At 69.6% G+C, this 12,512-nt stretch carries 9 protein-coding genes and 1 pseudogene; 5 read left to right on the top strand and 5 right to left on the bottom strand.

The genetic code is table 11. The annotated features are described in order from the left end of the window. Position 1: 1 nt before the first annotated feature. Both ku and ligD read right to left on the bottom strand, forming a co-directional pair. Positions 2-544 (bottom strand): annotated as a pseudogene (gene ku / locus ACFP3V_RS25965) (non-homologous end joining protein Ku); the annotation flags it as partial. Positions 545-835: 291 nt separating this feature from the next. After that, positions 836-2,644, bottom strand: a complete 1,809-nt coding sequence (gene ligD, locus ACFP3V_RS25960) for a non-homologous end-joining DNA ligase (RefSeq protein ID WP_380588192.1) — start codon at positions 2,642-2,644, stop codon at positions 836-838. 482 nt (positions 2,645-3,126) lie between these two features. Here ligD and ACFP3V_RS25955 point away from each other — a divergent pair, with 482 nt between their 5' ends. Beyond that, positions 3,127-5,073 carry an AfsR/SARP family transcriptional regulator gene (locus ACFP3V_RS25955; protein WP_380588189.1) on the top strand — a complete coding sequence of 649 codons (1,947 nt, stop codon included), beginning with the start codon at positions 3,127-3,129 and terminating at the stop codon, positions 5,071-5,073. Positions 5,074-6,024: 951 nt separating this feature from the next. Here ACFP3V_RS25955 and ACFP3V_RS25950 read toward each other — a convergent pair. After that, entirely contained in the window at positions 6,025-7,263 is a 1,239-nt protein-coding gene (locus ACFP3V_RS25950; protein WP_380588186.1) for an ATP-grasp domain-containing protein, read from the bottom strand. 210 nt (positions 7,264-7,473) lie between these two features. On the opposite strand from ACFP3V_RS25950, the gene ACFP3V_RS25945 reads away from it, so the two are divergent. Continuing rightward, positions 7,474-8,013, top strand: coding sequence for a hypothetical protein (locus ACFP3V_RS25945; protein WP_380588183.1), 540 nt, complete (start codon positions 7,474-7,476; stop codon positions 8,011-8,013). A 16-nt stretch (positions 8,014-8,029) separates the two neighbouring features. Here ACFP3V_RS25945 and ACFP3V_RS25940 read toward each other — a convergent pair whose 3' ends face one another. Then, entirely contained in the window at positions 8,030-8,494 is a 465-nt protein-coding gene (locus ACFP3V_RS25940) for a transposase (RefSeq protein WP_380588232.1), read from the bottom strand. 112 nt (positions 8,495-8,606) lie between these two features. On the opposite strand from ACFP3V_RS25940, the gene ACFP3V_RS25935 reads away from it, so the two are divergent. Continuing rightward, positions 8,607-9,080, top strand: a complete 474-nt coding sequence (locus ACFP3V_RS25935; RefSeq protein WP_380588180.1) for a hypothetical protein — start codon at positions 8,607-8,609, stop codon at positions 9,078-9,080. Positions 9,081-9,897: 817 nt separating this feature from the next. Here ACFP3V_RS25935 and ACFP3V_RS25930 read toward each other — a convergent pair. After that, positions 9,898-10,122: a hypothetical protein gene (locus ACFP3V_RS25930; RefSeq protein WP_380588177.1), complete on the bottom strand. Its 225-nt coding sequence runs from the start codon at positions 10,120-10,122 to the stop codon at positions 9,898-9,900. Positions 10,123-10,213: 91 nt separating this feature from the next. Here ACFP3V_RS25930 and ACFP3V_RS25925 point away from each other — a divergent pair, with 91 nt between their 5' ends. Together ACFP3V_RS25925 and ACFP3V_RS25920 are read left to right on the top strand one after the other, a co-directional pair. After that, positions 10,214-11,338 carry a RodZ family helix-turn-helix domain-containing protein gene (locus tag ACFP3V_RS25925; RefSeq protein ID WP_380588174.1) on the top strand — a complete coding sequence of 375 codons (1,125 nt, stop codon included), beginning with the start codon at positions 10,214-10,216 and terminating at the stop codon, positions 11,336-11,338. A gap of 25 nt (positions 11,339-11,363) precedes the next feature. Further along, the gene (locus ACFP3V_RS25920) at positions 11,364-11,891 is read left to right on the top strand and encodes a hypothetical protein (protein ID WP_380588171.1); all 528 of its coding nucleotides are present in this window, start codon (positions 11,364-11,366) and stop codon (positions 11,889-11,891) included. Positions 11,892-12,512: the final 621 nt, after the last annotated feature.

The following is a 12,512-nucleotide window of genomic DNA, read 5'->3' as shown; positions in this document are numbered from 1 at the left end:
TCCCGCCACCGGGCAGGGCGTCGATCTCCTGGCGCGGGTCACGGACCTCGTCCGCGAAGTGCATGGTGTGCAGCTCCAGGAGGCCACTCTGCGCGCGGACCGCGGTCAGGTACTCCTTGCCCCGCATGGAGAACAACGCCAGTCCGGCGCGGTTCGAGCGCTCCAGGGCATCGGCGAGCAGCTTGTAGATCTTGGCGTACTCCTCGCCCTTCGGGCCCAGGTAGTAGGTCTTGTCGAAGAAGATCGGCTCGACGTCGGCCAGGTCGACGAAGCCGGCGATGTCGATGGTCCGCGAGCGTCCCGGGGCGATGTCCTCCAGCTCACCGGACTCGACGACCACGTACTCGCCGGGCCGGATCTCGTAGCCCTTCACGATCTCGTCGTACGAGACCTCCTGGCCGGTGCGTTCGTTCACGCGCTTGTTGCGGACCCGGTCGCTGGTGTCGCGCTGCAGCTGGTGGAAGTGCACCGTGTGATCCTCCGTCGCCGTATACAGCGCCACCAGCCCGAACGTCAGCACCCCGCTCCACACCGGCCTGGCCATCGCCGACCACCACCCTCTCGCGCCCAGGTGATCAGGACATCCCCTCCAGCCGGGCCCGTACGTCGTCCACCGCATGCCCGGCCAAGGCGACCTCCTGACCCGCCTCTTCCCACCGCCGTCGGCATTCAGACAGCTCTCTGCCTGCGGATTCAGCCTCCCCCTGCGCCTCACGCAGCGCATCGCGGGCCTGCTCCAGCCGGGGCAGAGCCTTCGCTATTGGGCCCACTCGGCCCGCGCGAGCAGGCCAGCTCCTACCGCAACGCGTCGGCGGTGGCACCCAAGGCGCTACGACTACCCACTCGCCCTGATACGGATGAAGCCGGCCATGCGGTGGCGGCCGGTGCCCAGACGGACCTCGGCCAACAGCGGCTCAGTCAGAGCGGTCAGCGTCCCGTGTTCGGCGTGGTGGACCTGTTCGCCGAGCAGTCCGCTGACGTTCCGGGCCAGGGCACCGGCCTGGGCGGGGTCAAGCGCGGGCGAGGACAGCAAGGTGGTGCCGTCGTCCAGGCGCAGCAGTACGGCGGTGGGACGCTTTGGGTTGCCAGCCAGGGCGAGGATGTGGGCGTCGGTGGTGTCGGCGTGCCGGACTTTCACCCAGCCGGCGTGCCGGTCGTACGGGGTATCCAGGCCCTTGGCGACCACCCCTTCGATCCCCTGGGCGGTCAGGTGTTCCATCCATTCCAGGGCGGTGGCGCGGTCGGTCGTAGCGAGGATCGGCTGCAGCGGAGGGCGGGCAGTTCGTAGCAGCCGGTCCAGGTGGTCCAGGCGCTGATGAAGCGGCCGGGATCGAATGTCCCGGCCGGGCAGAGCGAGCAAATCGAAGACGACGTACGCGAGTGCGATCTGGCCCTGTTCGCGGGCGCGGCGGGTGCGCAGCAGCTGCTCGAACTCGAGCCTCCCCTCCCGCCATGCGCAAAGTTCCCCATCGACGACGGTGCCCGCCGGCAGCTCGGCAACCGCACGGGCAACCAGCGGGAAGTCCGCGGCGACGTTGCGGCCCGAGCGGGTCTGCAGCACCGGGGGGCGTTCATTCGCGTAGGAAAATCCGCAAATGCGAAAACCATCCAGTTTTACTTCGAACCTGACTCCTCCGCGTAGGCCGCGTTCACTGGGCAGCGTGGGCACCTTCTTCGGCCGTACCACCTCCACCGGCGGCTCCAGCGCCCACCGTTCCGCCTCGGCCTCCGGTGGCTTCAAGGCGGGCCGCCGGCCTGCGGGCGGGGCCGGTGCGGGAAGGACGTGGGCCTGGTCGGGGTCGAGTAGCGGTGCGAGTAGGTCCCCGAACCGGACGAGGCGGTCCGGCATCTGGTCGATCAGCAGCGTCAACTCCCCCTCGTCCCGGGCGGCTTCGAGCTCCTGCCAGGTGAAGGGCGCGGAGACGGTGGGCCGCTCCTGCGCGCGGATCGTGTAGGGGGCGGCGGTGGTCTTGGCGGCGTTGTTCTGCGACCAGTCGAGGAACAGCTTGCCCGGCCGCTTCGCCTTGGCCATCACCGCCGTGAACAGGTCCGGGTAGGCATGCTGCAGCTCGGTCGCGACAGCCTTGGCGTAGGCGCTCACCTGGTCCGTAGGCGTCGGCTCCAATGCCACCAGCAGGTGCAAGCCCTTCCCGCCCGAGGCTTTCACATAGGCGTCCAGGCCGTCGGCGGCCAGCCGCTCACGCACCAGGAGGGCGCCGTCGCGGGACGCCAGCAGGTCCATGCCCGGCCCGGGGTCGATGTCCACCACCAGCCGGTCCGCATGACCAGGCAGCGCCGCATGCCACTGCACCGTATGGAACTCCGCGGTCAAATTCGACAGCCACACGACCGTCGCCAGACCATCCGCGACGATCTGCCGCCGCCTCCTCCCACCCACCGGCACGGTGCGCACCCACGCCGGAGTTCCCTGCGGCGGGGCCTTCGCCACCCACCGCTGCCCAGCCACCCCGTCGGGGAACCGCACCAAGGACAACGGGCGGTCCAACAGGTGCGGCAGCATCACCGCGGCGACCTGCACGTAGTACTCGACCACCTCGGCCTTGGACGTCCCGGTCGCCGGGTAGAGGACGCGGTCCAGGTGCGTGAGCGTGATCCGGTGCCCTTCGACCTCGGTGACCGGCACCCGCTGCCTCCCGAACCCGCCTTCGTTCTTGGACAAGTGACGGGTCGCCAGATCCAGGGGGTGGTGTAACGCGGGTTGCGCTGGTCGGCGTAGCGGCAGCGAGAGATCCACCCGATAGAGGCGCGGGCAGGGGCAGTCCGAGCGGACCAGAGCGACGGCCCGGGCGGGCCGCTGCAGCTGCGGCCGACCTGGCCGCCGGCGCGAGCCACAGCCCTACCGCGGCCGCCACCGCGCCGGCCACGGGGTCCCCTTATCCTGCGGCCTCCGCCGCGGCCAGCCCTCACAGCACCCCGAACATCACTGCGGCCCCGACGGCCACTGCCACCGCGAACACCTCAGCCTCTGCGCAGCAGGATGAGGCGGGCAGTGAGTTTCGGGTGGGCGCCGGGATCAGTGCGTTCCTCGCCGCTGGCTTGCTGGGCGGCTATGCGGCCAAGCGCACCCTGCAGTAGCGCCGCCGCAAGCCCGGCGAGACCATCGCCATGCCCGCCCAGGTCAGCCCGCTCGAGCACGCCCTGCACCACCAGGCCGAGCCCAGCGCGGAGTTGCTGGACCTCGCGCTTCGGACCATGGCCTCCCATCTGCCCGACGGCACGGCGCTGCCGCAGTTGTCCGGCGCGCGGATCACGCACGACGGCGTCGAGGTCCAGGCCGAGGGTGAACCCGTGCCGCCGTTCACGGCGGCCGCGCAGTCCGGGTGGTGGCGCCTGGACGGCGAGCAGGACCTGCTGGACCCGGACGAGGCAACCCTCTTGGAGGCCCCATATCCACTGCTGATCTTTCTCGGCCCGCTCCCGGCCGGCGGGGTGCTGCTGGCAAACCTGGCCGCCCACCGGCCGCTGCTGCTGGACGGCAGCCCGGAGCAGATCAGCGACGTCGCCCGCGCCATCGCCCTGGACGCGGCGACCTGCCCGTGGGGGCGGCTTCTGCAGATCGACGCCGTCGGTGTCGGCGACCGCAGCCTGATCCCGGCCATGCCCACCGGCCGCCTCCACCACACGGACACCACCGCCAAAGCCGTGGGTGACCTCGCCGACCAGCTCCTCGCCGCGCAGCAGGACCCTGCCGAGGAGCTCCCCTGCCTGGTCGTGTCCGCCGAGGGCCTGGATGCCGAGACCGCCTGGCAGCTCGCCGACCTCCTGTCCCGCGCCCCCAGCGCGCCGGTCGCGGCCGTCCTGCCCGCAGGGGAACACGCGCACCTGTTCCCAGGCGCGCATCGCCTCGACTGTGACCTGACCACTCCTCAACCCGCCCCCGTCCCGGGGACGGAGGTCATGCTGCAACGGGTCACCCAGACCGAGTACGAGCTGCTGCGCGAAGACCTGCAGATCACCGAACAGGACAGTGCACCCGCACAGGAAGAATGGGGCCAAGTCCCCCAGGGCACCGTGCCGCTGACCGATCCACAGGACGACGAGACGGAAGCGGACGCCTCCAGCAGCGACACTTCGCCGCCGCAGCTGTCAGTGTTCACCGCCTTCACCGCAGCCACCATCCCTTCCCCTACGGCGCCCGCCACCGGCCAGGGCACCGAGGCCGACGGCATCACGAGCCACGGCGACGTCGCCGACGAACCCCCCGGGGGCGCCGAGGAATCCCAGTCCACCGGTACTGTGCGCCCGCAGTCGGCGCCACTTGCCACGGCCGCGGCAGGTAGCGGGAAGGAGGATGAACCTCCCGCTTCGCTGGACGCTCCGCAGGTCCGGCTGCTCGGACCGGTCGAGCTGAACGGCCCCGGCGTCGGGGTCGGAGCCCGCAGCCGCCGCATGGCAGAACTTGCCGCCTTCATGCTGCTCTACCCCAACCGGTCCCGCGAAAGCGCCGCCGAGGCCATGAACCCCCAGACCCCGTGGACCTCTCACACCGTCACGTCCCGGCTGTCCGAGCTGCGCAAGGCACTCGGCGATTCCGCTGACGGCACGTCACGGGTCGGACGGGCCAAGCTCCCCGGCCACATGCCAGTCCTGGTCGACGTGGGGTGCGACTGGTTCAGCTTCGAGCACCTGGCCAAGCGCGGGCTTGCCGCCGGGCCGGCCGGGGTGACCGACCTGGAGGCAGCCCTCGCCCTGGTGCGCGGGCGGCCGTTCGAAGGCTCGACCGCGTCCTGGGCGGTACCGGTGCAGCAGGAGATGGTCTCCCGCATCATCGACGTCGCCCACTCCGTCGCTCACCACCGCGCCGTAGCCGGGTACTACGACCGCGCCCGCAAAGCCGTCACCGCAGGCCTGGCCATCGAACCGGCCGCCGAACTCCTCGTCCGCGACTGGGTGGCACTGGAGATGCGCGCCGGCAACCGACACGCACTCCCCCGGATCACCGCCCAACTCTCCGCAGCGCTGCGCAGGCTGGACGTCGAGATGGAGCCCGCGACCGAGATGCTCCTCGCCCAGGCCTACGCCAAGGCCGACGTCCAGGCCGCCGCATCCTGATCGAGCCGCCGGACCCGCCCGCTCGCGTGCGTCAGCGCGAGGGAACCCGCCCGTCCCTACGGTCGAGGCGGTGAGGCCCTGCGCACCATGTCCGCCAACCTGCCCGACGGCAGAGGCTGCCCCAGCTGTCCGAGGCCCGCATCACCGCGGACGGCGTCGAGGTCCAGATCGCAGGCGACCCCCTGGCACAAACCGGCTAGGAAGTGGCGCCCGAAGTCAGCCGCCGTGTCACGAGTGCGAAGAACTTGATCGCATTCATGCTCGTGCTCTGAACCGCGCCAACTGTTCCGGGGCTGATCGCCCATCGACAGTCCCCTCTGGTGGGGAGTTGGTCAAGCGCGTCGGTCCACTTCATTGCAGCGTATGCGTCGGGTGGCGGTGTGTGGACCAGGGCTGGCTGGAGGTCTACATACAGCGCCTGACAGGCCGCAATCAACTTGCCCTTGCCGATAGCCATTTGACTCGAAGTCGCATTGGGGTCTGCGGCAGCGATGACGGCTCGGGCATCTGTGATGAGCTTCGCGCTCGTCTTGCTGCCGTAGGAGTGCCACCACGCGAGAGCTTCGGGGGTGACCGGCGCTGGCTCAGTTGCGGACGGTGGTGCAACCTTGGCTGGCGTGTACGAGGGGGCGCAACCCGCAGTCAGGGCTACGACTGCGACGGCCGTCGCGGCGAGGGTTCTCATGGTGCTCCTTCAGGCGGCTCCGCGCAGTATAGGAACGCCCGGGTTCCCGTCGATCAGCGGGCAGTCATGGCAGGGAGCGCTCGTGGTTCCCGCGGAGCCGAGTTGTCCCCCATGAACCGTTCAGTACGCCCCCCGGCTCCGGGGGGCGTACTGCATGCTCGCACAGTCCGCTGGCGCTCCGGCGTCAGGGGGCTGGTAGCCGACCCGCCCACGCCTGCCCATCCGCACCAGCGTCCACGCAGTCCTCCTGACCCGATCGCTGATGGTCAGCGGATTACCTGCCGCAGCGGCCGCAGGAACGGCCGGTCCCTGGCGGCAAGCCGGACCCGCGGGCCCGCGGCGCGCAGCACCACGTCGAGGACCCCGTCCGGGTCGCATGCGTAACCGCCGCTGGCCCAGGCCGGATTGGCCTCCACCACCGCCCAGCCGGTGCCGTCGGCGAGCGGGCCGACATCCACAACCGCCGCGCTGGGCAGGGTGTCGGCCGCGGCCAGGACCTCGCGAGCGAACTCAGTCAGCTGCGGCCACAGCTCGTCCCGGGCTGCCACATCCAGGTCGCCGTCCACGGCGTAGCGGCTGGCGGCGCGGACTTCGCCGTCGAGCACGAACAGCCGGTACTCGCGGGAGAACCGCACGATCTCACTGACCTGGACCATGGTGTCGTCGTCCAGCACGTCAGGTCCCGGCAAGTGCGCACCGTCTCGGTAGACCTGGGCCGCAAACAGCTTGTCCACCGGGGGTTTGAGGAACGCTGGGTGGGTCAGGCAGCGCGCCTGGGCCAAGGGCATGCACTTCACTCGGCGCCGCAGCAGCTGGGGCGGCAGCCGGGCGAGCCAGTCCGCCGGGGGCTCGAGGACCGCCAGGTCCAGCTCGGCGCCGACAGCGTCAGCGAACAGCGGCCCACCGTACACATACGCCGGAGACAAATCACGCAATTCAGCCGGGACCTGCCACCGAGTGCAGGTTTGGGCGCGAAGTCCCCGCCGGCGCGCGGCCGTCAGCAACTGCAACCCGGTCTCGTTGATCCTCGGCGCCAGCAGCAGCACCCCGCCGGTGGACGTGGTCGCGGTCATGAACGCAGATCGTGCCGCACCGGCAGCCCACCCGCCCAGCGCATTGTTGCCCGGCGCCCGGGGCAGCAGACCGGCCGGGCCGCTCAGGGCCTGCCCAGCCGTGCGGCCGCCTGGTGCAGCCAGCCCAGGGACCAGCGGGAGCAGCTGACCTGCTGGCCGTCGCGGCGGCGAAAGGGGTTGCAGATCCCGGTCGTCCGCCCGGTCGTCGGACCGGACGAAGCCGCGCTGGGGGGCGCTGACGACGAGCCACTGCCGGTAGCCGCAGCCCAGATGGCACAGGCGTATCGCCCCGACCGTGCGCTCGGGGTCGCACAGCAGTGCCTGCCACCGCTGCTCCCACGCGGCCCACGCCTGGCCGAAGGGGGGTTCGCCCTCCCTGAAGAAACCGAGCCGTCCGCGGCGGCCCACTGTTGAGCGGCGATGCGCGGGCATGCGGAGAGCTTTCTTGACATGGGCGAACCTGCGCGGGCTGACGGCTGCCGGCGCGGTTCTTACGTCCTTGCGCCGCGGACCGGTTCCCCGTGCGGGGCTTGCCCTGGCCATGGATACTCGAGGTGTCTGCGGGCTGCAGGCGGCCGTTCACGCCTCGCGGACGAGCGCCGTCCCAGACCCTTCCGCCTGAATCTGGAAGAGAGTGGCGTCATGCGTGCTCGAGGACATCAGGTCACCGCGCTGACGGCGGTAGCAGCCGGGCTGCTGGCCGGGGCGGTGGGAACGGTGGGCCTGGATGCCGTCCACTACGTGAAGTACCGGCGCTCCGGTGGAAAGAACAGCCCGCTCGCCTGGGAGTTCGCGCCGGTCGAGAACTGGGAGCAGGCTCCTGATCCGGGGCAGGTGGCCAAGCGCCTGATCGAGGGCTTCACCCAGCGCGAGCTCCCCGACCGTTCGGCCTGGCTGACGAGCACGGCCGCGCACTGGGCTTACGGGTCGGGTGCGGGTGCGGTGTACGGCGTCCTGGCCGGCTCACTGCCCTGGCCCGCTCCCCTGTACGGAGTGCCGTTCGGTGCCGCGGTGTTCGCCGGCAGCTACATCGCTTTGCCGATCGCCGGGCTCTACAAGCCGATCTGGGAGTACGACGCCACGGTGGTGGCCTGGGATCTGGGAGCGCATCTGGCCTACGGTGCCGGAACGGGTCTCGCGTTCTGGCTGCTGGCCCGCCTGATGCGCGCACCCCACTGCTGAACGCAGCCCGCCCTTTTCAGCCGTTCCGCCTCGCAGGCGAGGCAGCCAGGGATCCCAGGCCCCTGGACCGGTCCCCGCCCTGGCCGTATCGCCCGGCGTTCCGGCCCGCCTGCTGCAACTCCCCTCGACGCGGACGGCTGGGTCCACGGCGGCGCCGAGAGCCATCCCGGAGGATGACGATGGGATCGCGTAGCACATTCCCAGGGCGCGTGCGGCCACCACGCACCCGTCCCGGGGGTGCCGTCCGGATCCGCTCGTCCGGGTCAGCCGACGGGGCCGGCTCACTGGCCTGGGACGTTGTCGGCCCGCCAGAGGGAACGGCAGGCGCGATTCCTCGGCGTTGCCGGTCCCGCAGAACCCACTCGCGCAGCGTCGCCCGGTTGATGCCCAGGTCAGCGGCGATGTCCTTGTAGGTCGCCCCGGGCGTGGACTCGTACAGGGCCACCGCATCAGCCCCGAACTCGTCCGAGGAGTCCTTCATCGCCATCGGCGGCGTCTCGCTTCCTCCGGATCAAGCAGACCCAGTGTCAGCGTGTCCACCACTCAGGGCGAAGGCGCGTCGCCCCTACTCCCGCCTCACCCACTACCACGGTGTGCGTGCCGTCGCCGCCTACACCGGCCTGGAGCTGCGCGACGCGAGCGATCACCTGCACACCGAGGCCAGCCGTACGGGTTACCTCGGGGTGCGGGAGGACGCGGACCTGGCCGAGCAGCTCGCCGACTGGGTCGAGCAGCAGCACAAGGCGGCGACCCGCGATCTGCGCAGCGCTCTGCGCGAGCGGGCCACATCCGGCACCCGGCCGGGTGCCGGAGCGATCGCGGTCCACCACCCCTGCGCCGACGTCCCCGCGGCCCGCGCCGAACTCCCCGGCGGCCAGGACGAGATCCGCACGCTCACCCAGCCGCCGCAGGTGCGCACCATGGACGGCGGGACCCCCGTCGCGCGGCTGCAGATCGCCACCACGCCCACCACCCCAGGCGGGGCGAGCGAGCTGGTGGTGTGCACCCTGACCGGCCTGCGGCCACCGCCGCCGCGACCGCGCAGATGCCCGCGGGCACGCCGTTGATCCTGGCCGGCCGCAGCCGCCTCCACCTATACCAGCGACCCGGTGGGGGCATCCCCCGCACCGCCGTCACCTTCGACGTCACCGGCCTCGGGTTGGACCTGGCCGCGCCCACCCAGCGTCAGGCCACGGCATGACGCCCTCACCCGACCGGGCCCGGGCCCCACCCACCGGGCCGCACGCGGGCCGCCCCTCGCGGCCCGCCCTCTCCAACCAGCCATCTGTTGCTAGGAGTTGCTATGCCTTCACCACGACGCGTTGTTCGCGTTCGGCGACCTCGTCCCCACTCCGGCCACCGCGCGGGCAAGACGGGAGCCCGGGAGACACATGGCGAGGCAGGTGAACCGTCCCAGCGGACAGGCGGGCCTCGAAGATCCGAAAACCCAACGATGTGATGCAGGTCACAGCGGCTTCCTAATGTCCAAATTGAGCCCTTCGACAGAGGACGATCAAGGTCGAATCGGACGTTTGACTCGCACAGATCCGACCGGCGCTTGAGGCCGATTTGAGAAAAGGCAAGACGCTGCTTCCCAGATATCTGGCGCCCTTCAGTCCCACCCCTTATGGTCTTCTCACCCGGCCACGAAAGGCATACGCCATTCGTTCCGGATGTTGCCGCCGCGTTTCTTTTTCATGTCGTTGGGAGGCGCGGCGGCAACATAAGAACATACTCTTCATTGGGGGGTTTTAAGCACATGAACCGCAGCACGAGAAATCGTTTGCTGATTGCGGCTGGCACGCTTTCCGTGAGCGCCGCACTGGTCGTGAGCAACGTGAGCGCCACGGGGGCGTACGCCAGCATCACGCCGCCTGGCTGCCTTCAGGACACCTGCCCGTCCAGCTCGGCCTCGCCCACCGCCAGTAGTTCCACATCTCCCTCTTCCTCCGCAACCGCGACGCCCACCGCATCCGCCAGCACCACGGACCTGAAGCCCAGCACCACGGCGATCCCGGTCGGAAGCAGCGGCCCGATAGCCTCCTCCTCCCCAACGGCCGACACCATCACTCCGCAGACGGGGCCGGCAACCGTCACCGGCAAGTTCACTCTCGGTAACGGAGCACCGCTGGCCAACTACCCGGTCAGCATCTACACGACCGACGACGTTCCCGCAGAGGGCGCAAGCGCGAACGCCACGGTGGTCGGAACCACCACCACCGCAGCTGACGGCACCTGGACGTTCACCGTGCCCGACCCACTGCCGACCAACCTGCAGGCCCTGGCGGACACCCACGACGGCGTCCTCAATCTGGAAGCCAAGGTCGCTGGCCAGGCACCGGACGGAACCGTCCTCAACGCCAGCAATTTCGTCAGCGCCGGCGTCGCCTATGGCAGCGCCACCACACTCTCCTCGATGCACGCCCGGACCCACCCGACTGCTGACACCGCGTCACTGGCGGCAAGCGCGGTCAACGCCCCCGACGTGGCTCCGCCCTCCGACGCAACCGTGGCCAACAGCAGCGCCGCCACCAGCGAGGCCTCCGGCGACGCCACCGTCACCGACAGCGCGCCGCCGACCTACCAGAGCAACAACGGCAGCTCCACCAGCGGCTACAACCCGGCCGTCGTGAACGGCGTCGACTACTCGGCCGTCACGCCTGACCGCAGCCTGCCCTGCAACACCCAGCACCTAACGCTGAAAACCGGCATCTTCTACTCGACCGTCGGTGAGGCCCACGCGTACTACGACACCACTGCGGCCTTCAACTACAGCGCCAAGCTGTCCAGCACGATCACCGTCGCCTACAGCACCGACGGCACGACGTGGAAGTTCTCCGGAAGCGTCGCCGAGACCGGCGCCATCGGCTACTCCACGGGCTTCTCCAGCCAGGGCCCCATGTGGGCCAAGCAGTGGCGCGTCCCGATCCGCTACGCCTACATCGAGGACAAGTACTACTGTGCGGGCATCCTGGAGAGCCACAGCTACCGGATCCAGCCCATGCGTTACGAGGTGCCCTCCGGGGGAGCCGTGGGACTGTACGGCAGTGACGTGCGCTACAAGGACGGCCAGCAGGCGTACGCCAACTCTCCAACGGGCAACCGCGGCTACATCCCCAAGCGGGCGTACTTCCAGCTCGACTACGGTCACTCGGCGGCAATCGGCCGCGGCGTCAGCGCTTGGGGCGTCTCGCTGACCATGACCACTACCTACGACTCCAACCACTACGAGAAGATCACGGCCGGAAACGGCCAGTACGAGCACGATATCTGGGGGCAGAATGGACCTCTCTCGTCGAACCCCGGCGTCATCCTCTCCTGGTAGACGGCTCGCTCAGGCAACCGGCGCCATGGCCGTCATCGCAGCGATCGCTGCAACGCCTGCATGCGGCGGTCAGGCCTCCTCCCCCGAGGCGGGAACCCTGCTCAAGGCATCCGGTCCGATAACCCAGGGCACCGTAGGCCTCCTGGACAACCGCCCCGGAAACATCGACGGTCTGGCCTTCCCACTGCTGTCCAACACCAGCAGCAAACCCCTGGAAATCACCGGATTCCGCCTCACTGGGACACCTACTGGCATGAAGGTAATTGGATACTCGATCTACTCAATCTCAGCCAAGCCCGGTTATGCATTGGTCTACCGCTACAAGCCGATGGACAGCGGGGCGCCCGACCTGACGAAATTCCCGGACTATCAGGGCCAAAAGTTCGTCATCGCTCCCGGCAAGACCAGTGACCGATTCATCATGGCGAAGGTCGAAATCACTGGACTGGTGAAGTCGCACGTCACCGGCTGCCTAGTGAAGTACACCCAAGGCAGCCAGCACTACGTGCAAACTCTCCACTGCGAGTACGCCCTCGACAGCGGCTCCAGCTGATGCCACCGTAGCCCCGCCCGAGCATCATGGGCGGGGCTACGAGGTATCCCGGCTCAAGGCCGGGTCGGCCCAGAGCAGTTCCCGGTCCAACCGCCCCAGCCCCAGGATCTGTGCCCTGGAACGATCGAGTATCCGGACCGAGGGCTGACGGACGGCCCTTGATGCCAGCAGCCCGAGGTGGTACCGCGCCCAGGCGCTCAAAGCGCCAGCTACATCCCGGTGAGATTGCGCCGCTTCTCCGCGCGGCCGGTGACGATGGGGACGGCGCTGCCGGCCAGGTGCCGCTCGCGGGAGGCCTGGACGACTCAGGCGGGCGGGGGTGCGTCGGCGCTGGCGCGGTGGAAGGCTTCGAAGCAGCCGGGCCGTCGATCAGGTGCCGGATGCCGCGCACGTCGGCGAGGGTGCCCGTCCATGTCGAAGCTGACGGCCTCACGCTTTGGCATGCCGGGTAGCCAGAGGCCGCTCGGGTGTTCGAGTTCGATACCTGACGGCTGGCATGTCTCCGGGATGGCATGTCTAACCTTGACGTTTAACCTCGCTGGTCACCCGACCTGCTGATGTGCGGTTCTTCCCGGGACAGCGGTGAGCTGCCCCGGGTTTCGTGGAGTCCGGTGGTGTGGG

It is taken from the genome of Streptacidiphilus monticola, from assembly GCF_042658505.1.
Classification (GTDB): Bacteria; Actinomycetota; Actinomycetes; order Streptomycetales; family Streptomycetaceae; genus Streptacidiphilus; species Streptacidiphilus monticola.
This window is presented reverse-complemented; position numbering and strand designations above follow the sequence as displayed.

Excerpts from the sequence above, each read along its gene's own strand:
- ACFP3V_RS25920 (WP_380588171.1), top strand. The coding sequence starts at position 11,364 with ATGGCCGTCATCGCAGCGATCGCTGCAACGCCTGCATGCGGCGGTCAG.
- ACFP3V_RS25945 (WP_380588183.1), top strand. The coding sequence starts at position 7,474 with ATGCGTGCTCGAGGACATCAGGTCACCGCGCTGACGGCGGTAGCAGCC.
- ACFP3V_RS25950 (WP_380588186.1), bottom strand. The coding sequence starts at position 7,263 with ATGCCCGCGCATCGCCGCTCAACAGTGGGCCGCCGCGGACGGCTCGGT.
- ACFP3V_RS25955 (WP_380588189.1), top strand. The coding sequence starts at position 3,127 with ATGCCCGCCCAGGTCAGCCCGCTCGAGCACGCCCTGCACCACCAGGCC.
- ACFP3V_RS25940 (WP_380588232.1), bottom strand. The coding sequence starts at position 8,494 with ATGAAGGACTCCTCGGACGAGTTCGGGGCTGATGCGGTGGCCCTGTAC.